The organism is Pseudobdellovibrionaceae bacterium, from assembly GCA_020635075.1.
Classification (GTDB): Bacteria; Bdellovibrionota; Bdellovibrionia; order Bdellovibrionales; family UBA1609; genus JADZEO01.
In genome coordinates, this window is record JACKAM010000001.1 from 1,264,254 (window position 1) to 1,290,808 (window position 26,555).

Below are 26,555 nucleotides of genomic sequence, written 5' to 3' on the forward strand. Positions count from 1 at the left end.
TTGCAAGTTTTTTGTTGAATTTTACGGATTTTCTCATCGTGAAATTAGGGTGGTGCGGCTAAGACATATAAGGCCCCTCTATTTGCCCTTGAGCAATTGATCGAAGTCAATTTGCCCAGTGGAAAAAACATCGAGTACCAGATCGACGGCGAAGGCAGGCGGCTTGCCAAGAAAGTAAATGGTCTAGTTGAAAAGTACTTCGTCCATGATTTTAACGGCAGGCTCATTGCAGAGCTTAATCCTGCAGGCAGTGTCACGGCTCAGTTCGTTTACGTCACCCAAAGCCACTCGCCAGACATGATGATTAAAAATGCCACCGAGTACAGATTTGTCAAAGATCACTTGGGAAGTATCAGAGCTGTGGTAAACTCGCAAACAGGAGTGATTGAGCAGCGAATGAGCTACGATGAGTTTGGTGTTGTTATGACAGATTCCAATCCCGGCTTTCAGCCCTTTGGCTTTGCGGGTGGGCATTATGACCATGAGACTCAGCTTGTGAGGTTTGGGGCCAGAGACTATATGGCCTCCGTTGGAAGGTGGACGGCTAAGGATCCGATCCGGTTCAAGGGCGAGGACACTAATCTGTATTCTTATGTTCGGAACGCACCAATGATTTTGACAGACCAAGATGGCTTGATTGCTACTCCAGAGGGTCCCAATGAGGGCGGCGGGAATGTACCTGCCGGTCCTGAAACTAGTGAAATAGCATATGGGCACAAATGTGTAAGCGACAACAATATGTACTATTGTACAGCGGCGCCCGAGCTCTGCAAAAACCTGCTTCCTGGATTCCCAAACTCTGATCCGTCGAACTGTATGAGGGCTTGCCTACAACGAAAAGAGAATGAAAACAACAGCAATTACAATAGTGCCTGCGAGGACAAGGGCAATAAAATTAATGAATTCGTAAAGCACGAGATCTCTATTCACGTTGAGTGCGAAAAATCATGTGCCTCCACTCTATATTGAACGGATGACCTGTAGATTGGATCAAATTGAATGAAATCCAGAATCTGGCTTGTCAACCTAATCTTATATGCCTTGCTTGCCATCATTTCACTCTACTCTATTGTAGGCGGGCTCGGACATTTTTTTGACTCAAATGACCTAGGAGTTAAAACTGGCTATCTTTTGCAGTTGGGGTTCGAGCTTTTTGTGATAACACTCTTGGTTAAGAGACTCGCGATTGTCAAATATCTCATCTCTTTCCATATGATCTTGAGCGCATTCTTTTGGACCGTTTCTCAAATTATTTTCTTTCTATCGATATACTCATCTGGGTTTGCTCTATATAAATTTGCATTAGGGTCAATTGGGGTACTGATTTATCCCTGGTTAGCAATTTGGGTTGCCTTTGCAATCACAAATACCTTTTACACGATAAAGTACTTATGAAACCCACCTTTATCCTGACCCGACCCTCTGGGAATTGTGGGGAAAATATGATCTATAAGAAAGCCTTTTTAAAACTGCCGAAATCAGACAAAAAAGGAATTCAGACGTACATGACGATCTCAATTCTCTCCGCAGCGGTCCTCTCCTACTTCGATTCGGACATGACATACCACCAGGGCTCCTTAGGTGCAAAAATCTCGACGATTCTTCCGATTTTAGTGGTCGTGCTTTACAATATTCCAGAAAAGGCGCCATCAATCCTCTTCTTTTTAATACCCGCGTTCCCATTGTTGCAGGTTGCGAATGATCTGCTTATGCTTATCCTGGTTTACACTCATGCAAGCGTCCTTAAAGGAGCCATCAAGCTGTCAGTCGATTTTTTGCTGATACTCTGGAGCTGGAGATCATGGTTGGAGTACTTGCGAGTGGCGGGGAGTTAAGCGCTTAACTCATCCCCAATCTGGCTTACCCACTTGACGGACTCTTGGAATTAAAGTGTCAAACGTGTTTATTGGATGCTAGCCTTCACTGAACCTTTGCAGGCTGTTTGGCGCTCGAAACAAAAGCTGGACGACTGAAAAACCTGTTGACGTACTTTTCGGCTCACGAGGACGCTTGATACTCTCTTCATTTTTTGATTTTCATTTTTCACTCGCAATCGTCATTTAAATCCATCAACGCCCCTACTGGTGCGCCTCCCGGGCGATTTATTCTGCGTTAGGCAAGTCCTACAAAAGTACTCTTAAAAACCCATGCTATAAGATCTCAATTCGTTACCAGGGGGATATTATTTGAATCAGAGGAATGACTTTGAAAAGCATTTGCCACAAAAGATACGGGACATTCACCACAAGGCCCTGCAGGCTTCGGCCCGATACAAGGCGGCGGAAGTTGATCTGATGAACATATTAGATCAAGTGGATCTCTACAGAGTCTATCTACGCTATGGATTTAACTCTCTATTTCAATACGCTGTTCATGGCCTGGGCCTTGCGGATAATGTGGCCTACACTTTTATTAACGTCACTCGCAAATCCCGCGAGGTTCCGGAACTGAAAGAAGAGATTACAAAGGGCGCTTTGACGGTCTCAAAGGCGCGGAAGATCACGGCTGTCATAAATCCTGAAAACAAAAACCACTGGATCGAACTGGCTAAGACTGCGCCCCAATCCAAAGTGGAGCGAGAGGTGGCTAAAGAAAACCCCCAGGAAGCGCGTAAAGGTCGCATGGACTTTGTTCATCCCCAGAATGAGATTCAAGAAAAGGTGGCCATTCGCCAGCAGCCCTCAGTCGTGCGAGTTCAACTTCAGGTGGGAATATCGGAGAAGCTCATGATGAAAATCCGCCGAGCCCAAGATTTGGTGGGTCAAAAATCGAAGAAACCGGCCGGCCTTGAAGAAACCCTCGCAGCCCTGGTCGACCTCTACTTGGAGAAATATGACCCCGTCGAAAAAGCCAAACGGCAAATGATCCGCGGGAAACTCGCGGGCGGGAGTCATAACACCAGCCCCAAAGATCAAAACGATTCAAAACAACATGAGAATAAGAACGCAGGTGCCCAAAATCAAAGAGATTCGAAACCGAATGAGACCCGGAATGGGAATGGGAATGGGAATGGGAAATCAAATCACCGTTCTATGACGCAATCATGTCCGGAACTTGTCTTAAGACAAGTTACCGAAATGCCCGCGTCAAAGGGGAGCCCGAAGACTACAAACTTGCAGGACCGAAAGGTAGACAATGGCATAGTTCCCTTGGGCCGGCAGGGTTCATCCACAGGAAAAAGGGAAGAAATCAAAAATGAAGTCGGTTCAGAAAAAGAAGAAGCAAACCCAACCACACATGGGAAGAGAGAACACGATACGACCAACGGAGCCAAGCCCCTACCTATGAACAAACAAATTCGGCGAAGACCTCTTCCCGCCGCCACTAAACATCAAGTCATGCTCAAATTTGCCGGAAGATGCAGCCATGTGAATCACCAGGGAGAACGGTGTCGGGAGAGGAGGTTTTTGGAAATCCATCACCTCACGCCGGTTTCACTTGGCGGAAGCAACCTTTTGGAAAACCTAACTCTGTTGTGCTCTGGCCACCACCGTGCCCAACATCTGAAGGCAGATATCTCTGTGAACTAAACGTGCCCCACCCGAGACAACTCGTTGGGGACCCTCTACTCTTTATGGACGCTGTGTGACCACGAATAGGACCTGGAACCCGGTCCGGGCACTACACCGTGGCTTCGATCTTTTTGACGATGTCGCCGATGGGGGAACCAGGACCGAAGACGCCGATGACACCTTCTTTGAGCAGTTGCTGTGCATCATCGTCGGGGATGATGCCGCCGACGAAGATGGGCTTGGCGATCTTCTCATCTGAAAAGAGCTTCATCACCGCTTTCACCAGGGGTAGGTGGGCTCCACTTAAAATCGACAGACCGACCACGTCCACGTCTTCCTGGATGGCGGCCTGAACCACCATTTCTGGGGTTTGGTGAAGACCGGTATAGATGACCTCAAAGCCCGCATCGCGCAGACCGCGGGCCACCACTTTGGCTCCCCTGTCGTGCCCGTCCAAGCCTGGCTTTGCCATTAAAACGCGAATGATTTTTCCCATGTCCCCATGTTTATACCGGAGTGCGTCCGGCCTCAAGCTCCAGTTCACTTTTTCATTGCGATTAGCGTCACAATCCCCTAATTAAACTAATGAATTTCAAACTAGGAGTCTTGTTCAATGTCCGAAGTTCATCCCGCACTTTCCATGTACTCTGATGACGAAAACGCCTTTCGCGAAGCGATCCGTGGCTTTGCTGAAAGCGAAATCAAGCCCCTGGTCACAAAGATGGACGAAGAAGCCAAGCTCGACCCAGGCCTCATCAAGCAATTGTTTGAGATGGGTCTGATGGGCATTGAAACCCCCGAGCAATACGGTGGGGCCGGCGGCAGTTTTGTCATGGCTTGCTTGGCAGTGGAAGAATTGGGACGCATCGATGGTTCGGTCAGCGTGATGGTCGACGTGCAAAACACCCTGGTCACCAACGCACTTTTACGTTGGGCCAATGAGGGACAAAAAGAAAAATACCTCCCCCGCATGGCCAGTGAATGGGTCGGCGCCTATGCCCTTTCCGAGAGCTCCAGTGGTTCCGACGCTTTTGCCCTTAAACTTCGTGCGGAAGACAAGGGCGACAAGTATGTTTTGAACGGCCACAAATTGTGGATCACCAGTGCTAACGAAGCCAATTTGTTTTTGGTCTTTGCCAATGTGGACCCTTCTCAGGGCTACAAAGGGATTACCGGCTTTATCGTTGAGCGCGACATGCCTGGATTTGCCGTCGGTAAAAAAGAGGACAAGCTAGGGATTCGTGCCTCCTCCACTTGCGAGCTGACTTTTGACAACTGTGAAGTTCCCAAGGAAAACGTGCTCGGTGAAGTGGGCAAGGGCTACAAAATCGCCATTGAAACTCTCAATGAAGGCCGCATCGGCATTGGCGCCCAGATGGTGGGTATTGGCCAGGGGGCTTTTGAAGCCACTCGCGATTACATTAAATCTCGCGAGCAGTTTGGCAAAGCCATTGGTAGTTTTCAGGGAGTGCAGTTTCAACTCGCTGAAATGCGCGTAGCCCTTGAAGCCTCTCGCCTGATGGTCTACAACGCCGCTCGCCTGAAGGATGCAGGTCAAAACTTTGTTAAAGAGGCCGCCATGGCCAAGCTTTTTGCTTCCAGATCGGCCGAAAAAATCTGCTCTTTGGCGATCGACCTTTTTGGTGGCAATGGCTTTACCAAAGAGTACCCGGTGGAAAAATTCTGGCGGGACGCCAAGATTGGCCAGATCTACGAAGGAACCAGCAATATGCAGCTACAGACCGTGGCTAAAATGGAGCTTTCCTAAAAAATATTCCTAATACCACGGGGGCGGGAGAAATGACCTTGCCCCTGGCGGGATCAAAGCTTATCCCAAAAATGGATGTGCCCCTTAATTTGGTAGCCTACCCGCCAATTTACCGGGGTATCATGGAATTGGCGGGCAATGGCTACCAAACTAAGAGGCACATTGCGAGATCTAAAAAAACAGGCCGCTTGATGCATTGGCAACTAACCCAACTGTGCCCCAAACGGCCTGCACCTTTTGGTTTCACGATGCAGATTAGGGATGAACGCAAGACCCATTGCCCTTCGTCGGTGAGGCAGAACAATTTGAGCCTTACGCCACATTCGCAATCAACAACTCACCATCATAGTCCAAATGCTGCAGATGGTACGGAGATAGGAATCTCGCGGAACCTTGGTCCCGCAAAGCGATAATGCCTATTCACTTTTCTAGTGATTCCTTTTGGTCCCCGGAACCAACCCTTTGTCAGACCTTCTTATTTGGTACCCCGAAAAAACTTAAGACGGTCTTCCCTAATGAAGGCCAACCTTAAAGGCTATGACTTGACTTGCCAATTATTTTTTCTTAAAAGATAAACTACTTTTTTTAAGATTATTAAAGAAAAACATGAGTATCTATAACCACTTAGACTATAAAAATTACCTCCGTGAGGTGATTAAGACGAATCGGGGCCAGCGCGGCTTCCAGTCCCGCATGTGCCAGGCCATGGGCTGCAGCAACTCTCTGCTCTCCCAATGCCTCAATGGTTCCGTTCACTTAACCCTGGAGCACAGCCACAAACTGGGGGCCTATTTGGCTCTCACCGAGGTGGAGCTTCAGTACCTGCTGATGATGGTGCAATATGCTCGCGCCGGGACGGTTGAGCTCCGGGACTTCTTTATGGATCAGCTGGTGAAGCTTCAAGAAAAGCACAACCAGGTTTCCATGCGGCTCAACCGCAAGCCGGTGAAATTGGATGACCGTGGGGCTCTGATCTACTCCCGGCACTGGTCCTATCCGGCCATTCACATTGCCATTAACATTCCCCGCTTTCGTCAGCCTGAAGCCCTGGCTCAACTCCTCCATATTCCGGAAACTCAGGCCCTCAAGGTGTTGTCGGACCTGAAGGAGTTTGGTTTGGCCCAACAGGTGAAGGGCGAATGGGTGCCTGGGGAGGCGGATTTACATATTCCCAAGGAATCACCAGTTGCCCCCTTTGTTCACGTCAACTGGCGCCACCGTACGATTAACAAGATTCTCTCCAGCCCCTTGGATGGCACCCACTACTCAGGTATTCACGCCATGGATGCCAAGACCTATCGCAAGTTGAAATCTGAAATTGTGGAAATTCTCGCCCGCTTCCGCAATGAGATCTCTGAATCCCGCAGCGAGGACCTTGTCTTTATGTCCCTTGATCTTTACCCACTGAGTTTTTGAGGAGTGTCCCAGAAGCCCTTAAGGGCACTTATCATTGCTTGATGTCCAACACCATCTCATGGACACATAAATGAGGTGGGCTGTGGACTAAGTTATGGATGACTTGACCTAGTTCGGATGGCTGAATTCCCCGTTTAAAATGTGGTTTGCTCTTGCGCGACTTCTCATTATCCAAATTGCCCACCTGGATATTGGTGAATCGCATTTTGACTTCGTCTTTTCTCGTTTGATGAGAAATGTACTCGCCCAAAAGGCGCAACCCTTCCTTGGCTCGCAGGTAACTCCACATCGAAGGGGCGCGGTGATACTTAACATGGTAAACGGCTGTCGATCCCAAGCAAATCAAATACCCATCGTGGTTTCTCTCCAGCCAGTCAACGGCCAGCTTTTCCACCAGCTCTGCCTGGTGATCGTCACAAAAAGCCACAACCACAACCACTTGGTAGTCTCGGGACAGAGCCACAATCCGTTTAACGTCGGTTGGATTTGAAATATCATAGCCATTGGTGCGGCCAATGCCGTAGGCCTCATCACCAAAAAACTCGGTCAGCCCCTTACCAAAATCCTGAGTCCCACCGACCACCAAAATCTTCATTCACGTCACTCCGAGGTGATTTGAACTCAATTCTGGCACAAAACCCCTAGCGCAGGCAACAAGGCCCAACCAAACTCGGATATCTGATATCGGATATCAGATATCCGATATCAGACTAGCCCAGCCGGGCCCTTTTCACCCAACACTCCCCTACTCGGGGGATGGTCAAAAGGGTGCGGATGCAAGGCGGGAGGGCTCTCACGAGTGAAGGCATACTCACTTGTATGTTGGAGCGAGAGAGAGCCCGACTAACGCTGCAGACGGGCCCTTTTCACCATCCCCCCCCGTTAGAAGAACTTCCAGGGTTCAACTTCGAGAGTCGCCGTCGATGAAATCGTCCCCCCATGGTAAACAATCACCTTCAACTTCACTTTCTTGCCCTTAAGCCCCTTATCCAAAACCGTGTACTTCAAGGTGGCCTTGTCCTTATCACCGGACTTAAGAGCCTTGATGGTGTCTTCGGGCTTATCAATGCGAATCTGAGCGGGGCTATAGCCTTCGGCCTTGAGCACCACTTTGAATTCGCGAGAGGCATCAAACTTGGAGGTGTTCTTCACCTTTACGTTCACCTCTTCTTCGTCCCCGATATAGGGCGAAGTCGAAGTCCAACCGAAGTCGATTTCGGTGAAGACCAAAAGACTGGTTTCAAACTCCAGGATCTTTTCCTGAACTTCTCCTGAGGGCAAGTAGGTGGTCACTTGCAGTCGAACGGGCTCGGCACCGGTGGCGTTTTCAGAAATCTTGGCCACGGCCACTTTATGAACCTGGGCGATGCTCTCACCGGGCATAGAAACCAGATCAATCACCCCGTTGTCGACGGCTATGTTGGAAGTCAAAGGTGTCACCCGCACTTTGACTCCACCTTTACCGGACTCTTTATGACCGAAGTTGGCCATCTTAACTGTTAAGCTCAAAATACTTCCGGCCACAATGTCGTCGCTGAGACGATCTGGGGTGACGTTCTTGATGCTTGCATCCAGAAGTTCCATGACCGGATTGGTTTGGAAGAACTCCTGCTCCGCCAATTGGCCTTGGGAAAACTCATGGGCACGAGCGGTGGCAATGTGCTGGGCAAATCCAGCCGCCTGGCCATCGGTGTAGCCCTTCTTCTGAGCTTCTCCTGCACCAATGGCATCCCACTTGGCATAGGCCTGAGCGTAACCTTGGTCATAGCCTTCCTGGTAACGCACATTCTCGTGGGCCTTAAAGGCTTGGGCATAGGCCAACTCATAGGCTGCCTTAGATGCAGATTCAAATGACCCGGCATAGGCCGACTTATAGGAAGACTCAAAGGCCTGGTGGTAAGCCTCTTTACAAGCGTTCTCAAAATCAATGTAACCCTGTTGGCAATTGGGCTGAAGAGCCGCGGCGTGAATGGGCACGAGCAAGCTGGGCTCATTAATGAGATCCACGGTTACCATCTCAATGTTTTCATTGGCAGCCATGCTCATAAAGGCCGGTGCCACTTCATTGAGCATCATGGCTGGCTGTCGGCTGACCATTGCCATGGGCAGGACATTGTGAGGAATAAACAAAGGAAGCCCTGTGGTGTTGTCCAGGTCAACCAGCTGCGAAGGCAATACGGCCATCATTTCATCCCGTTTGGCTTTGCGGCCTTTGGGGAAATCAACCAGATGAGCTTCGGCATAGGCGTCTTTTTTGCCTTGCTCTGAACCCAAATCAAAACCTTGTTGATAGTTCTCAGGAAGATTCAAACCATGCTGGTAGCCGTCTTCTTTCCCTTTAGCTTCGCCGGCCACTTTGCCCCGATTAAATCCGGCCAAGAGACCTTCTCTTTCGCCATCAAGTGAGCCTTGAGAGGTTCCACTGGCCTTGCCATCGATTTCACCCTGGCGCAGTCCTTCGGCCTGGCCTTGGCTCTCTCCCTGTTGGCGTCCTTCGGCCTGAGCTTGGGCGAGAAGACCATCGTAGGTGGCTTTGACTTCCAGGTACTTGGCGTACTTGGCTTCAGTCACCTGCTCTGCCGCCCGAGCGATCTGATCTGCTGACTGGTAATCACCCCAGGTCTGACGGGACTCCACTTCCAGCTGGGCGACGCGAGACTGTTGGCTGTTGATATTGTTTTGTAGAGCGGCGTTTTCGTTATGCAGGTATACAATCTGTTCGCGGCTGTAGCGGATGTTGTCTTCTAGACTGGCAATATCCTGATTAAGGCGAGAGATCTGATCCAAGTGACGACGGTTTTCATCATTGAGGCTAGAGATCTCCCACTGCAGCCGGTCTATGCGCGCCTGAAGCTGATCGATGTAGCGATCGACTTCAGCCAATTCCCGTCTGACCTTCTCGTGGCGTTCGGAAATCTTTTGCTGGCGGCTTCTGACATCTTCCAGAACTCTTTGTGCTTCAGCTAGGCGCTGTTGCATTTGCGGGATCTGATTTTGGACTTGCTGAAGTTCCTGAGCAAGTTGGTTCCTTCGCTGACGCAGATTCGGCAGCTGATTGTTGATGGCGGCGATTCTCTGCTGAAGGTTTTGCCTGCGCTCACGAGCCTGCGCCAAGTTGCTTTGGGCGGTCTGTAATTCTGATTGGAGCTTATCCAATTCTGGCTTTTTCGCCTGCATGGCCTGGCGAGCCGTCTGAAGTTGTTGTTGAGCCTGATTGAGTTCTCCTTGGGCCTGTTGAAGCTGCTGCTGAGCTTGATCCCTTTGTTGTTTCACACCCGGAATTTGTCCTTGGCCGTTCTGCATTTGGCTTTGTGCTTGTTGCACCTGAGATTGGAGCTGCTGGATCTGTCCAGGAATGTTCTGTTTTTGCGCCTGGAGATTTTGAATCTGTTGCTGGAGCTTTTGCACATCACTTTTGGCCTGCTGGATCTGATCCTGAAGACCTTTGCGCTGATTCTGCAACTGGGCAATCTGATTCTTTTTTGCGTCTCTGTCTCGACGGTGCTCTTGAATCTGAGCCCTGAGCCTTTCAATTTGCTCTTTGGGCACTGGGCTTTTCTTACGCAGCTCCTCGATTTTGGCGTTCTTTTCCTGGATCTGCCTGGTGAGATTCTCCATCTCCCCTTTGAGAGACTGAATCTGAGAGGTTAAACCTTGAACCTGATTTTGCAGACCGGGGATCTTGGCCTGAGCCGCCTGCTTTTGGTTTTGGGCTTGGGAGATTTTTTGATCAATCCCTTGAAGTTGGGCTTTGAGGTTTTGAATTTGCTGACGGTTTTGCTGAATCTGGGATTTGAGTTTTTCTACCTGAGACTGGAGTTGCTGAAGCTTCTGATTGGCGCTTTGCAGAGCTCCGCGGGCTTGATCGGCCTTTTTCTGGGCCTGGTTGACCTGGCCTTGGGCCTGTTCCACCTGCCTCTTAAGTTGGTTCACTTCCTGCTGCAGAGCCTGCACGCGGTTTTGCAGTCGTGGGATTCTTTGTTCAATGTTGCCAATCCTCTGCTCGACCTGAGAAAGCTGTTGGTTTTTTTCCTGAAGCTCCTGGCTGAGGGCTGGAATCTTGCGGTCGACTTCAGAAATTTGGTTGTTGATTTCAGCTTGGCGGTTTTGCAGCTGGCTGAGCTTTTGTGCAGCGTTTTCCTTGGCCTTCTTGGCTTCCTTCATCTGCCTTTGCACTTCTGCCAGGCGGTTATTAATGTTGTCCAACTGTTGTCGAAGCTGACGGCGCTGGTCCTCGTACTGACGGATTTCACGCTGCATGGGGAATATCTGATTCTGCAAATCCTGAATCCGGTACTCGTTTTGGCGGATGGCACTTTCAAACTCACCGACCTCACGGCGGCGTTGGGAGATTTGACTCTCCATGCGCGGAATGCCGGCTTCCAGCTCATTGATTTCCCGATGATTAGAGGCAATCTTGGATTGATTATCCTGAATCTGGGAGTTGATTTGGCTGATCTCCCGATCCAGGTCTTCGGCCCGATGGCGATGAGAAGAGGCGACGGAGCGCTTTTGATCTGAGTCCTGTTTAGCAGTCTCATATTCCGCCCGGTACTTGCGCACATCTATATGATCCGGAATTCCGCCGGCGCCAAATGACACCGAAGCTGATCCGATCAGCATTGAACAAACAGAAACGTACGCAACAAGAGACTTGCGACTCATATCCCCACCCCTCATGTGATTTTTTAGGTATCAAACTGACACCTAGTTCCCTCGATGAGGTGCACACTGCAACTTGCGTACCCGTTTGACAAGAACTGTTCCCGGTTAAAACTTGAAACGCAAGGCGACAACCGATCATCGCTGTAGATCTTCAGGTGCCGCTTTGCGTTCCTTTTCAATACTGGGAGCAAGTCGGAATGGCCTCCTTAGTTTTTTGATCCCCAAAATCCATTCAAGTTGTCGTCGGTCCTCTGTCGACCATTCTCCGCAAATCCTCACGCGCCTTTCGGCCGCAGGCGCAGGAGGCTGAGTGACCGAAGGGAATAGGCTCAGCCGAACGGAGCGCGTCAGCTAGCTGCCGCCCTTCGGATACGCCCATGCGCGACGGCAGAGGATTCGGATTTCCGGGAATGGCTCGGCACTCGGACCGTCTTCACGGTTAATGGTGTCCGTCGGTTTCGCGGATCAAAATCAAAGGGATCCAGTACCTGACCGATTGAGCGGAACACCTCTACCCCAGCCCCCAAGGGGCAACTACTGAGAATCACTTATAATCTGTCCACAACCTCGAAAACAATGATACTTACCTGTTGAGAAATATCGCATTTTGCGATATACTCTCTTATGATTATCCTCGGGCGGCAGGTCATTGACAGGTTCAAGAGAAAACACGCCAGAAGTCGACCTTCCTTGGATATTTGGCTTCAAAAGTGTGAAGCAGCCGACTGGAAGAAGTTTTCTGACGTCAGAAAGACCTTTAACTCAGTCGATATTAGGGGCAATGAGTTCATCTTTGATATCGCCGGCAACAACTTCAGACTTATTGCCAGAGTCAGATTTGAGGAAGGAATTCTCACCGTCGTCGAGATCCTTACTCATGAAGAATACAGCTGGAGGTCCTAGAAGATGCTCAATTTAAAGAAGATCCTGGAAGATCCCGATTTGGAATTGGCCTATAGCTGCAAAGCTTCTGCTCCTTTGTCGGAAATTAGCTCCAGTAAGGAGTATCAGGCTCATTTAGAGTCCCTTGAAAGCTTCTATGAGGCTAAGGATCAAGTGACCTCAAAGCAGGCCAAAAAGATCATCTCTGATACCATTAAGCACACGGCCAATCTCGTCGAAGCCTATGAAAAAAACCTCTACACAAGTGGCAAAAAGGATTCAGCGACAATACTGGCATCTTTTATGGCTGATTTTGGTCTCAAACAGAATGATCTGGCAGCTGACTTTGGCTCCCAAAGCATTGTGTCTGAAGTGCTAAACGGCAAAAGAAAGATCACTATCGAAGCGGCCAAAAAGCTGGCCAAACGCTTTTCCGTCTCCCCCACCTTATTTCTGGACATCTGATCCCAAAGGCCCAATTCACACAAATGAGTTGTTCATGATTTCGCCCAGGCCGCCGCCGCCGGGGACGATATAATGATGATCGTCGAGGCCACGCTCTTCGTCCCAGCGGGCGCCGAGTTCGGTGCGCAGGACTTCGTCGGAGCTGAGTCCCCGATCCAGGCGAATGGCGTAGACGATGAGATCAGGATGGCTTTCGGTCACTCGCTTCAGGTACTCGGGAGTGACGATCAAATGAAGGGCCACGTACTTGGCAGCCTTTCCTTCGACGGTGGATTTGTAATAATCGAGTGCGGAGACAATCGTCCCGCCGGTGGCGCCCATGGGATCGGGAAACAACACAACACTTTTATCAACTGGTCCGCCAATCTTGCTGGCACCAAAATCAGTTCCGATAACGGCGCCTGAGGCGTCGGTCTTGCGTGCCGCCATGATGTGATCCTGGCGTACGCCCTGAGGGTTGAGCAAAAAATTGAGAGTTTGATAACAAACGTAACTGGGAAGAGTGCCGGCTCTGGCCAGATTGACCACTACCGCCGATTGATTTTGATCCAACACACTACCGGTATAGACCTTGCCCGGGTGAAGAGCCGTCATTCGGGTCGGAGCCTCAATGGCCATTTGTGGAAACTCTTTGTCCATCACTCGCTTCACAATTCCTGAGTAAAGGACTTCGACCAGTTGATTGACTAGGGGCTGATGGGTCTCGGGTGAACAAAGTCTCCACAACAGAGTGGTCAGATAATCGCTGTCCAGAATATGAATCTGTTTGCCGTAATGGTGCTTGAGTTCCATCACTCCCCCTTTTTTGGTTCCCAAAATCCCGCCCAAGATAACAGCTAATGCCTCAGCGGGTAAGGTTTTTGGCCCTCTCCCTCCAGGTTTTTGACCCCTGAACCGGCCTTCCTCCCACCTCTAACCGGCCTAGGGGGCTCTTCTCGTCTCAATATGACACAGAATCCATCTCAATATGGAATTCCCGGCCCCTCACCTCTAATATGGGAGTTTAGGGGCAAGAAAAGAGAACTCATGATTCCGCGAAAACAGAATCAATTCTCCACCAGCCCCCTGGCCCAATACCTCATGGCCCAATTCGAGTACATTCTGATCTTCGGCCTGATCATCCTCATCAGCGGCCTGATCGCCTATTCTATCTAAATGTTCCCGGTTAAAACTTGAAACGCGAAGTGACAACGGAGCGGCGTTAGAGCAGCTCCGTTGTCACTTCGCGTTTCAAGTTTTAACCGGGAACATTTAGATCACAGAATTGGGTATCCTCTCAGTTCCGAAAGGACATGGATTTTTTTGGGCTTTTGGTCTTTGCCGAATTCGATGATTCGCTCACCCACCAGAGCTTCACCTTCCAAACTCTGCCCTGAACGGGTAAAGACAATAGAAAGCCGCCCTCTGTCATCAAACAAAATCACTGACTCCGCTTTCCACAAGATCCCTCCGAGAGAGGTGGAATCACCCGACACGACCAACCTCTTCAATTTCCGATTTCTGAAATTGTAGATCCCAGAAGAACCTCGCGTCCCATGTTCGAACTCCACCTCATCAACAAAACTCGCTTCGATAGGAGTCAATTTGGCGAAGGTCGTTATTTGAGTCCCTTTCGGCCAGTGAACTCCCTTTAACTCTTCGTTCTCTGCCAAAGTGTAGTGGATGCGCTCCACCTGTTTATTTTTGAAAAAAACGCTCGCGGGACCCCCAAGTGTTTTACCTCTATAGGTAAATCCATCTGGAAACTCGGCCGTCACCTCAACACAGGAAGATCCACAGATACTGACCTTTGTTCCTCGGGCCAGTTTAACACCATCCCACATCAAATCTGCCTGTAGTAGAAACAGATTTTCTCGCCAATTGGTAACTTCCGGATTCACCCCCAGGTACTTGGCATCACCGAGGTACTCTCGATGGGCCTGAATTTGAGCCTCCTCATTTTCGCCTTTCCAACGGCCCAATCGAGATTCGGGGGAATTGTGAGAGAAATGGAAGTTCCCTAGCTTCACATCAAAAACATCTCCAGCCACTCGATTTTGACCCTCAATTAGGTGGTTCTGGGTCAACCGAACTCTCTCGATTTTTCCTTTTTCACCGAGTAAAAGTTGAGACCCTGGGCCTAGGAAGGCTCCCTGAAATTTCAAATAGTTCTTTGTCGTTACAGTGCGAACTTCACCGTTTTCAATCGTGCAGGTAAATGATTGATCAGCACTTTCAGTCTCCTCCATAGGATAACGACAATCCCCTCCCGATAAAGTTTCATCCTCATCTACCAAAAACAAGGCTCCACTGAGAATTTCAACCATATTGAGGTTGAAGCCCCAGCCAACAGTCACCGATCTCAATCGTTTATCACCGACACCGAATCGACTCTCATTCGGCCAATGGACCCCAAAGGCTTCAACGGGCCCGCTAGAATTGATCGATGATATTGCATCCCCTATGATCATGAATTCCGTGCCAGAAGCCCAGTTTATTCCCAAGTACTCGTGATTCTCTGTAGATGATATCGTGTAAACTGAATCGCCATAAGATCGACGGTCTTCGGCAGCAAACATTAATCCGCCAATTTCAGTTGGTTTCCCTAGAGGCCTTCCTCCCACAACGCCACCCTTCCAATCCATTAGCCACCAAACCCCAACAAGGAGGATGGCCTCCAACAAAAAGACCAGCTTTTGTCCCGTGGTAAAGCCCTTGTCGCTTTCCTCATTCTTCGCTTCGCTATGAATCGGACCCTTTGGAGAATTGTCTGCCATCCCGTAAGTCTGCCACACAAATCCATCAATAAAAACAGCCACTCCCTCAACTATTCACCCCTCCTGCGCCAAATAGGCATCATTTATGATCCCGTGCCCCGTTCTGAGATACCGACAGTCGCGGGCCGACAGTCGTCTGTGGTCTTTTTAGAGACCGAACCCGCACAAGCCGACTAATTAACTGCTGATCTGCAGAACTGTGCCTCGCCTTTGCCTGGGGATCGGTCCGATTGCCGAGCCATTCCCGTCAATCCGAATCCTCCACCGTCGCGCATGGTGGGAGGCTGAGTGACCGAATTAACAGGAAAAGGATTCTGCGGATCAACAATCAGATAGGTCAGTTTTCAGATCAAATCGATCGGAAGAGGGCGGCCTCGCAAAAGAACTTCAGCGCCCAGGCGCCCCTATATCACGGGTATGACGCCCAATAAAATGGTGGCCAGGATAGAAAGGCCGAGGGCGAAGCGGGGGACCCAGGTCATAGTGACTTTGTCGCCGACGCCGTCCACAGGTTCAATGTACATCTGGCGCACGATGCGCAGATAGTAATACAAAGAAATGGTGGAGTTCACTGCGGCTGCAACCACTAACCAATAGTAACCGGCCTTGGCGGCAGCACTAAAGAGAAAGAACTTCCCCGTAAATCCCGAGAGGGGCGGAATGCCCGCCAGGCTAAACAGAGCCAACATCATGATCAAAGCCAACAGAGGATGGGTGCGGGAAAAGCCGCGGAAATCGCCAATGTTTTCCTTACCTGTGGTGGAAGAAAACAAAATAATCACGCCAAACACGGCCAGGTTAGAAACCGCATAGACCAACAAGTAAAACAAAATAGCCTGAACACCCTCTTGGGTGGGCCCAAGAAATCCCATCAGGATATAACCGGCTTGAGAGACACTACTAAAAGCCATAAAGCGTTTGATATTCTCTTGGACGATAGCCACCAGGTTTCCCAAACTCATGGTGATTAAGGCCACCACCGCCAACATGGGGGACCAATCCGGAAGAAGCTCAACAAAGACTCTGAAATACAAATGAAAGAGCACAGCCACCCCGGCGGCCTTGGAGGCCACACTCAAAAAGGCTGTTACTAAAGTCGGTGCGCCTTGGTAGACATCAGCGGCCCACATATGAAAAGGCACAAGAGTCACTTTGAAGCCGACTCCAGCCGTGACCAGCGCCAAGCCCACCCAGATCATGGGGTGAGTGGCCAAATCGCCACTGAGTTGATTGAGTTCCATGACACCGGTCACACCATAGATCAAACCAAGACCGTAGATCATGAAAGCCGAAGCCAAGGCACCTGAAATGAGGTACTTCATGCCCGCCTCTTCGGACAGCTCGTCCCGCTTTCTCCAAGCGGCCAAGACAAACAAAGGAATGGTGGCCAGCTCAAGGCTGACGTACATGGTGACCATGTCCCGACTGGACACCAGATAGAGCATCCCAGTCAGAGTGAAGAGGAGCACAACTAGAAATTCAGAGGGCGATTCCAGCAGTTGGTCCTTCCGAATGTGCTTTCCCGACATGAGATCGGCGGAAAAACCCACCACCAGAAAACCGGAAACCAAAAACACCAACTTAAACCACCAGGTCACCTCATCCATGACAAAGCGGCCGCCAAACAAAGAGGACTCGGTGGGCAGAGCAAACAATAAAACTAAGCTCACAGCCAAACCAAGCATGGCTCCCAGAGGGGCCCACTTTCTCATTGTCGCCAAGGGCACAAAGAGATCCGTCAACAAAATGACGAAGGCGAGAACCAAAAGTGTGATTTCAGGCAACATGGCCATAATTCAAATCCGTTCTTAATTTAATCCCATCATTGATCCCGCCTGAACCAATCGATTCAAAAGGGGATAAATGGAGGTCTCTACCATTTGCACCAAAAACCAGGGGACAATGCCCACAACAGCCAGGGCCAAAACCAGAGTCCCCGTGCTGAACTTTTCAAACCAACGGGCGTCAGACAACTTCTCAAATTCTTGATTCGTCAGAGGCCCCTGAAACACCTGGGCGAGACCTCGCAATACATAGACCGCTGTGACCACAATCGACATGGTGGCAATCACCGTCAAGACCCGGGTGATGTTGGCCGAGTACCACTGATTGCCAAAAAATCCGCCAAGAAAGACATGGCTTTCAGCCACAAATCCGCTAAAGCCCGGAAGCCCCAAAGAGGCCAAACCAGCAATGTAAAAACACACGGCTAGCCAGGGCATGACTTTTGCCAATCCACCCATTTCAGGCAAAATGCGGGTGTGAGTGCGTCCATAGACCATGCCGATCAAAGCAAAGAACAATCCGGTCATAATGCCGTGACTAAACATCTGTAAGACCGCGCCCTTCATGCCCATCATATTGAGAGCACAAATGCCGAACAAAACGAAACCACAGTGGCTCACAGACGAATAAGCGGTGAAGTACTTAAGGTCTTTTTGCCTAATGGCACCAAAAGCCCCATAGATCACATTGATGGTGGTCAGAATCATAAAAAACAGGGCCCATTGAATGGCGCCTTCGGGAAGTAGGTAGACCCCCACTCTCAAAATTCCATAGCCGCCGAGCTTCATCAAGACACCTGCGTGAAGCATGGACACCGCGGTTGGTGCCGAAGCATGACCATCGGGTGACCAGGTGTGGAAGGGAAAGAGTGCCCCTAAAACACCAAAGCCCAAAAAGAACAGAGGGAACACCCACTGCTGCATCTCTTTGGGGAACTCCACTTGGGAGAGCTGAATCAAATCAAAAGTGCCAATGCCTGAGTAGTGATAGACGGCCAAAAGACCACCCAAAATCAAGGCCGATCCCACCATCAGCATCAAAGTGAGCTTCATGGCCGAATACTCTTTGGGCCCTGTCCCCCACACCCCGATCAACAAATACATGGGGAGAACTGCCACTTCGTAGAAAACAAAAAACAGAAACAAATCAAAACTCACAAAGACACCAAAGACGCCGGTCACCAACACAAATAGAAGAGCAAAGAACTCTTTAGTGCGGTTTTTCACTTCCCAGCTGGCCAGAACCCCGGTGAAAATAATGATTGAGGTCAGAATCATCATCGCTACCGACATGCCGTCGACGCCTAGGTAGTAATCAATCCCAAAGCGCTCAAACCAAGCGAACTTCTCCACCAAGTAGAGCTGAGTCAAAAGACTGTCCTTGCCCGCTTCAAGATTACGGCTGGCCTCCTGCCAAAACTCCCAGGTCATGACAGCCGTTAGGACCAAATGAATTCCCGTTGATGCCAAACAGATCCAGCGAATGCGCTGCCACTTTTGCTCGGGCACCATGATCACTGCGAAGGCAGTGAGCAGAGGGAGAAAAACTAAAACACTTAACAATCCCATTTACACCCTACTAATAAGGACTAAAGGTCATCCAAATGGACAAAATCACCAACATCCCCCCCATCACGAACCACAGCCCGTAGGTTTGCACCTGACCGGTCTGAAGTTGCTTAAGACCAAGACCCGCCGCCCGCGTAAGCCAGGCGCTCAAGTTCATGGCTCCATCCACCACCTGGCGGTCAAACCAGGCCACGGGAGTGGCAATAAACTTGAAAATGATCTTGTGGGTGACGAACAAATAAATCTCATCAATCATAAATTTGCGTTTCACCAACAAATAGAAAACTCCAAGGGCCTCGGCCACCCCTTTGGCCTTCACCTTGGCTCCAAGATACATCACGGACGACCAGCCAATGCCAATCGCCGCCGCACCACTGGCAATCACCGGCACCCGCCAATCGTGATCCACCGAGAACTGAAATCCCGCATGGATGTAATCACCAAAATGGACCCAACCCGCCACCACCGACAGCACAGCTAAAATCCCCATGGGTAAAACCATGTGCCAGGAGCTTTCATGGGCGTGTTCGGCCCCGTGGGTGGCGGGCTTGCGCCAAAAGGTCACCCAATAAAGACGGAACATATAAAAAGCCGTGAGGGCTGCCACCAGCAGGGCCACCCCGAAGACCCAGGTGTGCCCACTGGTGAGTGCTGCCAACAAGATCTCATCCTTTGAATAAAATCCCGCCAAGGGCGGCACGCCCGCAATGGCCAAGGTGGCAATGAGAACAAACAAATGGGTGAAAGGCATTTTTTTGACCAGGCCACCCATGTCCCAAATATTGTTGCTGTGAACCGCATGGATCACGGAGCCTGCACCCAAAAACAGTAGGGCCTTAAAAAAGGCGTGGGTGAAAAGATGAAAGGCCGAAGCCGTATAGCCCAGAGGAAAGGAAGGCGAAGCCACTCCCAAAGATAGCATCATGTAACCCAATTGGCTCAAAGTCGAAAAAGCCAAGATCCGTTTGATGTCGTCCTGGGTACAGGCAATCACGGCAGCAAACAGGCAAGTGAAGGCGCCGACCACCATCACCAATTCGAGAGCCACAGGCGAACCAACGAACAAAGGGAACATCCGCGCCACCAAATAGACACCGGCCACCACCATGGTCGCCGCGTGAATCAATGCGGAAACAGGAGTGGGACCTTCCATGGCATCAGGGAGCCAAATATGCAGAGGGAACATGGCGCTTTTTCCGGCCGCACCCATGAAGAGAAGAATAAGGGCCACTGTCAGAATGGAGCCTCCGCCAATTTCCATCATACGGTTGACCACAGCGGCCGAGGTCAAATACTCAAAATCCAGAACTTGTAGCCCTGCAGCGCTAAAGCTGCCTCCGCCGAGGGCGTCCAGATCCTGAAAGTGGAGAAACCCGTAGTAGGCTAAAAACAAGATCCCCAACATAAAGCCAAGGTCAGCAAAGCGAGTGACAATAAAAGCCTTCTTAGAAGCCGAGACCGCTGAGGGTTTGCTGAAATAAAAACCAATGAGGAAAAAAGAACTGGCCCCCACCAACTCCCAAAACACAAACATCTGCAAGAGATTCGGGGCCAACACCAAACCGAGCATGGAAAAGGTGAAGAGATTGAGAATGGCAAAATAGCGACTAAAGCCCTCTTCACCTTTCATGTAGCCAATAGAATACAGGTGAACCAAGGAACTCACCGTGGTCACCACCACCATAAGCATCAGACTTAAGGGATCAAGCAAGACTCCAGCTGAGACCGTCAGTAACTCCTGATAGGACATCCAGGGTAAGGACCAAGCAACAATGGCTGGTCCCTTGTCGCCACCTGTGCCAAAAAAAGCAAAGTACTGCCAAGCTGTGAGGATGGCCAATGTGGCCGAGCCCATCACTAAAAGAGTGGCCGTCCATCCGGAGAGAGTGTCGCCGAGCCATTTACGACCCAGGCCGACGAGCAGAAAACCCAAAAAAGGCAGGGCCGGGATGAGCCAACTGATTTCCGATAAGAGTTTCCAACTTTCTTCCACCTGATCAATCCTTTAAGCTTGCCACGCGGGTGACGTCCAAAGTCTTACGCCGACCAAACAAGGTCACAAAGATCGCCATACCGACCACCACTTCAGCAGCGGCAACGGCAATAACAAAAATAGCCAGCACCTGCCCGTCTGCTCCCTCGGGTGCCACATAGCGATTAAACACCACCAGATTAAAAACCGCTGAGTTGAGCATCAACTCGATCGACATCAAAATACTAATGGCATTCTTGCGCGCCAAAACTCCGTAAAGACCAATCGCAAAAAGAGCGGCTGATAGAATCAACCAATGCTTAAAGGTCGGCGCAACGGAAACGAGAAGCTCCATCATAGACCTTCCTCCTTGGGCTCCACCTTGCGGGCAACGACCAGGCCACCAATCAGGGCCGCCAAAAGCAGTATCGAAATCAACTCAAAGGCTGAAACATAGCCTTCGCCCCCCGTACTCAAGAACAACTCGCCCAGGGTATTGGCTCCAGGGAGTTCCGCCTGTTCGACATTAATCAGCGGCAAATCGGAAAAGTAAAACACACCAGCCACAGGGATAAAAAAGTTCAAGGCCCCAAGGGCCGCCACTGCCTTGCGAGCAAAACTTGTGGAGTCCTCCATTTGCCCTAATGATCCAGTGAGCATCACCACAAAGACAATAAGGACGACGATGCCGCCCACATACACCAACAATTGAATACCGGCCAAAAACTCAGCTCCCAATAAGAGATAAAACCCAGCCGTCGCACCCAGTACGGCCATCAGGGCAACTGCAGCCCGAAAAATCCGCGCCGAGGCCACCACCCGCCAGGCAAAAAACAAGGCCGTAAAGGCGAGAAGATAAAAGAACAGAGAACTCACCGCTGTTGTCATGTGGGCTGCTCTCCTTCTGGACTTGGAACATCACCAAACACATCGCGGCCCAAGGGCGTCGGGCCCTCATAGGGGACCCGGGGGAACATCATCTTGGGCTTGTCCTCTTTGTTTTCCATCTTATCGAAGAACTTCTTGGTCGGACCGGCATAGCGGTTGAGCTGATAGGTCAGAAGTTTTTTGTCGTACACAGAGGCTTCAAAGTCGTTGGCCATTTCCAGGGCATCAAAGGGGCAGACCATCACGCAGATGTTGCAAAAGGTGCAAATGTCCATGCGCCAAATAAAGCGGTCGATTTCCTTCTTTCCGGATTCTCCCCGCATATCGATGACTTTGATGGAAGCATTGGGGCATTGGACATCACAGATTTTACAGCCCGTGCAGTTGTGCTCACCGTTTTCGTCGTACTTGAGTCGCAACTGGGCGCGGAAGCGCTCAGGCAACTTCAAAGTCTGGCGGTTTTCCGGATACTGGCGGGTCACCCAGGTCGAAGGATGCGAGAAGTAGCGCCAGGTGACCTTCATGCCGTTCCACAGGGAGCGCAAAGCCCCAAAGGCTGTACTGCCGCGGCTGGTGCGCTGCGGTCTCGGCGCATGAATGACCTTCACCGACTTTCCGCCGATGGTCAGCTCACTCTTTTTTCCACCATGTCGATCAAACAAGGCCACTCTAACAACACCTTTAACTAAAGAAATAAAATCCCGATAGCACAACCACAGCTCCCACAAACAGATTCACCAAACTGACAGGCAACAAAACTTTCCATTCCAAAGCCATCAGCTGATCCACCCGCAAGCGGGGAAAAGTCCAGCGGAACCACATAATCACAAAAACCAAAAAAGAGGTCTTGGCCAAAAACCAAACCGCAGGAGGGATGACGTCCATCACTCCATTAAAGGCCGCCCAATCGCCAATATGAAAGGGCATCCAACCACCTAAGAAAAAGGTGGCGGCGAATGCCGAAGCCAAAAACATATTGATAAATTCAGCCAGGAAGAACAGGGCAAAGCGCAGACCTGAGTACTCCGTATGAAAGCCGCCGGTCAGCTCACTCTCCCCTTCGGAAAGATCAAAGGGGGCTCGGTTAAGTTCCGCCACGGAGGCAATGACAAAAACCATGAAGGCAATCAGTCCCACTCCGTGGGCCCGCCAAATCCACCAGCCCTGGGCCTGACTGGCGACAATCTCACTCATTTTAAGTGATCCCGAAAACAACACCACCACCAAAAGCGAAAGCGTTAGAGAGATCTCATAGGACACCATTTGCGCCCCGGCTCTCATCGCTCCAAGCATCGACCATTTGTTATTGGAACTCCAGCCGCCCAAAAGCACGCCAAAGACACCAAAGCCACTGACGGCGGCCAAAAAGATCACGCCCACGTTGAGGTCAATCAGTTGCACAAAAGGCGAAGCCGGCAAAACCAAAATGGCCAAAAAAGTTCCCATGATGCAAAAGAATGGCGCTAGGAAGTAAAGCAAGCGATCTGCTTCGGCCGGTATGATGTCTTCTTTGATAAAGAGCTTAATGCCATCGGCAATCGGCTGAAGAATGCCGTGCCAGCCCACGCGCATGGGTCCCAGGCGACATTGAAAGTGAGCGGCCACTTTGCGTTCGGCATAAATCAGAATCAAACCCATGAGGGACACAGCCGCCACGGTCCCACCCATGGCTCCCGCCAAATATGCACCGGCCATCAACCAGTTTTCACCGGCAAAGGCCTCTTGGGCTCGGGCTGCAATTGTTGTGACCTGCCATGCGTCCATTCAAATTCTCTCTTAACGATCCACGTCGGGGATCACCAAATCCAAAGTTGATACCACCGACACCAAATCGGCCAGCTTCCCGCCGACCGCCGTTCGCGTCACACTCCAAAGATTGTTAAAGTTAGGGCTGCGGAAGTGACAGCGATGGGGAATGTCTTCCCCTGTTCCCTGTAAAAACACACCGAGAGTTCCCCGAGCGGTTTCAATCTGGGAATAAAAAGACCCCTTAGGCAGCTTGAGCTTGGCCGCGGGCTTCATCTCCATGTATTTGCCGTCAGGGATATTATCTATGAGCTGTTCAATAATGCCTAAGGACTGGCGCATTTCCTCAATGCGAATCCAGTAGCGGTCCCAACAATCCCCCACTGTACCCACCGGAATGGAAAACTCCACCTGGTCGTAAACACCGTAAGGATGTTGCTTGCGCAAATCCAGAGGCACCCCACTGGCGCGGAGCACAGGGCCGGTTGCCCCAAAGGCGATCGCCTCTTCAGCCGAAAGGCGTCCCACATTGCGCAAACGCTCCTGCAAAATGACGTTCTCACTGAGCAAGGTTTCATACTCGTCCAGCTTGGGCCGGAAGTACTTAATAAACTCCTTCACCCGTGGAACAAAGTTGGGATGAAGGTCAAACATCAAGCCACCTGGCTGGATGTAGTTCATGGTCAGACGGGCCCCAGTGGTCTCTTCAATAATATCGGTGATCTCTTCCCGGTCGCGAAAACCGTAAAAGAAAGAAGTTACAGCTCCCAAGTCCATGCCCAAAACACCCCACCACAACTGGTGGCTTTGGATTCTCTGTAGTTCACAAATCAAGGTGCGAATGGTTTCAATGCGCGGGTTGGTCTCAACCCCCATGGCCTGCTCCACAGCACGGGACACAGCCCAATTGTTGGCCAAGGCACTCAGATAGTCCATACGGTCAGTCAAATGCACAATTTGCCGCCCGTGAAGGTGCTCCGCCATTTTCTCGATACTGCGATGAATGTAGCCAAGTACTGGAATCACTTCGCGGATGGTTTCTCCATCCATACGCAAAGCCAGACGCAAAACCCCGTGCGTGGCGGGATGCTGGGGACCCATGTTGACAAAATACTCCTGGGTCGACAGCGGACTATCAGGAGAATCAGGAGGATTCAAAATGCCATCAAGGGTTTTGATCTCCACACTCATTTGGGAAGCTCCAACATAAAGTCGTCTTTATAGTCTTTGCGCAGGGGAAACCCCACCCAGTCGTCTTCCAAAAACAAACGTCGCAAATCCGGATGACCTTCATAGAGGACGCCGAACAAATCGTAGACTTCCCGCTCCTGCCACTCGGCAATGGCCCACAGCCGACTCATGGTGGGAGCATAGGGTTCGTTGCGTGGAATACGGCTGTGAACCGCTAAGAAACAATCCTGAGCTAATGAATAAAGCTGATAGACCAACTCAAATTCGTTTTCTTCCGGCCAATCGATGGCCGTGTGATCCAAGAGCTGAACGAACTTCAGTCCCTCAGTCACCTTCAGGTGCTCAAGAAAGGGCAAAAGCTTTCCTGCCGGAATCTGTACAGCCATAGGGCTACAGTCAGGAAGTTGCACCACCTCCGACTCCAGCTTTTGCAGTTTTTCCCACAGGACTTCATTCGTCATTTCTAGTACCGCTCCTTTTCCCATCGCTGATTGTTGGCCGCAGCCTCCACATCGATGATTGAGTGAGCGTCGAGGAATTCAGCAATTTCTTTTTGCAGCTGTTCCTGGGTGATCCCCGGAGGGAGAGCCGCCGTCACCGGGCGCTTGCGCTTATAGGGTTGGCCCATGGCCTCACCAGTCTTAATCATTTTTTGCAGGGTCAAAAGTCCATAGATCAAAGACTCAGGCCTTGGAGGACATCCGGGCACAAACACATCCACCGGAATAACTTCATCGGCTCCGCGCACAGTGGTGTAGGAGTTGTAAGTAAAAGGGCCGCCTGAAATGGTGCAAGCACCAGTGGCAATCACATAACGAGGCTCGGGCATTTGCTCATAGAGTACGCGCAAGGGTTTTGCCATACGCTTAACAATGGTGCCGGCTAAAATTAAAAGGTCGGCCTGGCGCGGAGTGGGTCTCACGACCTCTGCCCCGAAGCGCGCCAAATCGTGACGTGAGGCCATGGAGGACATCATCATTTCAATGGCACAACAGCTGGTACCAAATGCCAGAGGCCAAAGGCTGTTGGCCCTGGCCCAATTCATCATCCGATCCATGGAGGTCAGCACATAAGAGCTCTGCCCGGTTAGACCCATTCCAAGGCCCCTTTCTTCCAGGCATAGATCAAGCCAACACCCAGGACACCGATAAAGATGCCCACTTCAAGAAGTCCGATCCAACCCGCTGAGCGAAAGGCCACCGCCCATGGGAACAAAAAAGCGGCTTCCACATCAAAAATCAAAAACAATAAGGCAATCAGGTAATAGGCCACATTGAATTGCACCCAGGCCGTCCCCACGTTTTTGACTCCACACTCGTAAGGGCGGTTCTTCACCCGACCCGGCTTATGGGGAGCGATCAGACGAGACGCAACCAATCCGCCCGTCACAAACAAGGCGGAAAGGATCAGGAACAAAAAAATGAGGATGTATTCCACTCGGTGATTCCTACTCGTCTTCGCAACGAGAGTGCTAATGGGCCAAAACAAGAGACGTAAAAAATCAGGTCTTCGAACTCATGATTCGAAGACCAAACAAGGCATCTAGCTTCGTGACTTCACCCAATTAATTATGATGAGAGGGAGGAGCGTCACCAAAATCCTGGTCAGGATGGATCTTCTTTACTTTTGAAATCAAATCATCGTTCGACTCAGGGTGATTTTCATCCGAAACACAGCAATCCACAGGGCAAACATCCGCACACTGCATAGTATCGTGGAAACCCACACACTCGGTGCAAAGGTTAGGATCAATGATATAGATCCCATCACCCTCGGTAATCGCCCCGTTTGGGCATTCTGGTTCACAGGCACTGCAACTGGTGCATTCATCTGTAATCTTGAGAGCCACTGCTAACTCCTCGAAATAGGTGTAAGTTTTGACTTTTCTAACAGCATTTTGATAGCCGAATCAAAAGTTATTCTATGCAGCAGATGACTTGA

24 protein-coding genes are annotated in these 26,555 nt (G+C 50.5%); 7 read left to right on the plus strand and 17 right to left on the minus strand.

Annotation, left to right across the window (positions count from 1 at the left end; translation table 11 throughout):
* Positions 1-96: 96 nt before the first annotated feature.
* From H6624_05515 to H6624_05525, 3 genes are all read left to right on the plus strand, one after another.
* Positions 97-969: an RHS repeat-associated core domain-containing protein gene (locus H6624_05515; protein ID MCB9083778.1), complete on the plus strand. Its 873-nt coding sequence runs from the start codon at positions 97-99 to the stop codon at positions 967-969.
* Positions 970-1,442: 473 nt separating this feature from the next.
* Complete coding sequence (locus H6624_05520; protein ID MCB9083779.1) at positions 1,443-1,835, plus strand: hypothetical protein; 393 nt, start codon at positions 1,443-1,445, stop codon at positions 1,833-1,835.
* A gap of 351 nt (positions 1,836-2,186) precedes the next feature.
* Entirely contained in the window at positions 2,187-3,530 is a 1,344-nt protein-coding gene (locus tag H6624_05525; protein MCB9083780.1) for an HNH endonuclease, read from the plus strand.
* A 91-nt stretch (positions 3,531-3,621) separates the two neighbouring features.
* On the opposite strand, the gene H6624_05530 is transcribed toward H6624_05525, so the two are convergent.
* Positions 3,622-4,008 (minus strand): cobalamin B12-binding domain-containing protein, encoded by a 387-nt coding sequence (locus H6624_05530; GenBank protein ID MCB9083781.1) that lies wholly within the window; start codon positions 4,006-4,008, stop codon positions 3,622-3,624.
* 117 nt (positions 4,009-4,125) lie between these two features.
* Between H6624_05530 and H6624_05535 the strand changes: the two genes are divergently transcribed.
* Both H6624_05535 and H6624_05540 read left to right on the plus strand, forming a co-directional pair.
* Positions 4,126-5,280, plus strand: coding sequence for an acyl-CoA dehydrogenase (locus tag H6624_05535; GenBank protein ID MCB9083782.1), 1,155 nt, complete (start codon positions 4,126-4,128; stop codon positions 5,278-5,280).
* A 606-nt stretch (positions 5,281-5,886) separates the two neighbouring features.
* On the plus strand, positions 5,887-6,696 hold the full coding sequence (locus H6624_05540; GenBank protein MCB9083783.1) for a TIGR02147 family protein: 810 nt from the start codon (positions 5,887-5,889) through the stop codon (positions 6,694-6,696).
* 31 nt (positions 6,697-6,727) lie between these two features.
* Here H6624_05540 and H6624_05545 read toward each other — a convergent pair whose 3' ends face one another.
* Together H6624_05545 and H6624_05550 are read right to left on the minus strand one after the other, a co-directional pair.
* Positions 6,728-7,291, minus strand: coding sequence for a hypothetical protein (locus tag H6624_05545; GenBank protein ID MCB9083784.1), 564 nt, complete (start codon positions 7,289-7,291; stop codon positions 6,728-6,730).
* Positions 7,292-7,578: 287 nt separating this feature from the next.
* Positions 7,579-11,361: a hypothetical protein gene (locus H6624_05550; protein MCB9083785.1), complete on the minus strand. Its 3,783-nt coding sequence runs from the start codon at positions 11,359-11,361 to the stop codon at positions 7,579-7,581.
* A gap of 690 nt (positions 11,362-12,051) precedes the next feature.
* Here H6624_05550 and H6624_05555 point away from each other — a divergent pair.
* Positions 12,052-12,264, plus strand: a complete 213-nt coding sequence (locus H6624_05555; protein ID MCB9083786.1) for a type II toxin-antitoxin system HigB family toxin — start codon at positions 12,052-12,054, stop codon at positions 12,262-12,264.
* A gap of 3 nt (positions 12,265-12,267) precedes the next feature.
* On the plus strand, positions 12,268-12,708 hold the full coding sequence (locus tag H6624_05560; GenBank protein ID MCB9083787.1) for a helix-turn-helix domain-containing protein: 441 nt from the start codon (positions 12,268-12,270) through the stop codon (positions 12,706-12,708).
* A gap of 15 nt (positions 12,709-12,723) precedes the next feature.
* Here the strand turns inward: H6624_05560 and H6624_05565 are convergent, their stop codons facing one another.
* The 14 genes from H6624_05565 to H6624_05630 all read right to left on the minus strand — a co-directional run bounded on the left by H6624_05565 (position 12,724) and on the right by H6624_05630 (position 26,463).
* Positions 12,724-13,500 (minus strand): uracil phosphoribosyltransferase, encoded by a 777-nt coding sequence (locus H6624_05565; protein ID MCB9083788.1) that lies wholly within the window; start codon positions 13,498-13,500, stop codon positions 12,724-12,726.
* Positions 13,501-13,964: 464 nt separating this feature from the next.
* Positions 13,965-15,506: a hypothetical protein gene (locus tag H6624_05570; protein MCB9083789.1), complete on the minus strand. Its 1,542-nt coding sequence runs from the start codon at positions 15,504-15,506 to the stop codon at positions 13,965-13,967.
* Positions 15,507-15,868: 362 nt separating this feature from the next.
* A complete protein-coding gene (locus tag H6624_05575) occupies positions 15,869-17,257 on the minus strand; it encodes an NADH-quinone oxidoreductase subunit N (GenBank protein ID MCB9083790.1) in 1,389 nt (462 codons plus the stop codon).
* Between the two features lie 15 nt (positions 17,258-17,272).
* Positions 17,273-18,817, minus strand: coding sequence for an NADH-quinone oxidoreductase subunit M (locus H6624_05580; GenBank protein MCB9083791.1), 1,545 nt, complete (start codon positions 18,815-18,817; stop codon positions 17,273-17,275).
* Between the two features lie 10 nt (positions 18,818-18,827).
* On the minus strand, positions 18,828-20,810 hold the full coding sequence (gene nuoL, locus H6624_05585) for an NADH-quinone oxidoreductase subunit L (GenBank protein MCB9083792.1): 1,983 nt from the start codon (positions 20,808-20,810) through the stop codon (positions 18,828-18,830).
* Positions 20,811-20,814: 4 nt separating this feature from the next.
* A complete protein-coding gene (gene nuoK / locus H6624_05590) occupies positions 20,815-21,144 on the minus strand; it encodes an NADH-quinone oxidoreductase subunit NuoK (protein MCB9083793.1) in 330 nt (109 codons plus the stop codon).
* Positions 21,144-21,677 carry an NADH-quinone oxidoreductase subunit J gene (locus tag H6624_05595; protein ID MCB9083794.1) on the minus strand — a complete coding sequence of 178 codons (534 nt, stop codon included), beginning with the start codon at positions 21,675-21,677 and terminating at the stop codon, positions 21,144-21,146. The genes nuoK and H6624_05595 overlap by 1 nt, the downstream gene beginning before the upstream one ends.
* A complete protein-coding gene (locus H6624_05600) occupies positions 21,674-22,390 on the minus strand; it encodes a 4Fe-4S binding protein (protein ID MCB9083795.1) in 717 nt (238 codons plus the stop codon). The genes H6624_05595 and H6624_05600 overlap by 4 nt, the downstream gene beginning before the upstream one ends.
* Positions 22,359-23,441, minus strand: coding sequence for an NADH-quinone oxidoreductase subunit NuoH (nuoH, locus tag H6624_05605; protein MCB9083796.1), 1,083 nt, complete (start codon positions 23,439-23,441; stop codon positions 22,359-22,361). The genes H6624_05600 and nuoH overlap by 32 nt, the downstream gene beginning before the upstream one ends.
* Positions 23,442-23,453: 12 nt before the next feature.
* Positions 23,454-24,614, minus strand: a complete 1,161-nt coding sequence (locus H6624_05610) for an NADH-quinone oxidoreductase subunit D (GenBank protein MCB9083797.1) — start codon at positions 24,612-24,614, stop codon at positions 23,454-23,456.
* Positions 24,611-25,075, minus strand: coding sequence for an NADH-quinone oxidoreductase subunit C (locus H6624_05615; GenBank protein ID MCB9083798.1), 465 nt, complete (start codon positions 25,073-25,075; stop codon positions 24,611-24,613). The genes H6624_05610 and H6624_05615 overlap by 4 nt, the downstream gene beginning before the upstream one ends.
* A 2-nt stretch (positions 25,076-25,077) precedes the next feature.
* Positions 25,078-25,710, minus strand: coding sequence for an NADH-quinone oxidoreductase subunit B (locus H6624_05620; GenBank protein MCB9083799.1), 633 nt, complete (start codon positions 25,708-25,710; stop codon positions 25,078-25,080).
* Complete coding sequence (ndhC, locus tag H6624_05625) at positions 25,701-26,051, minus strand: NADH-quinone oxidoreductase subunit A (protein ID MCB9083800.1); 351 nt, start codon at positions 26,049-26,051, stop codon at positions 25,701-25,703. Before ndhC ends, H6624_05620 begins: the two co-directional genes overlap by 10 nt.
* A gap of 127 nt (positions 26,052-26,178) precedes the next feature.
* Positions 26,179-26,463 (minus strand): YfhL family 4Fe-4S dicluster ferredoxin, encoded by a 285-nt coding sequence (locus H6624_05630; protein ID MCB9083801.1) that lies wholly within the window; start codon positions 26,461-26,463, stop codon positions 26,179-26,181.
* Positions 26,464-26,555: the final 92 nt, after the last annotated feature.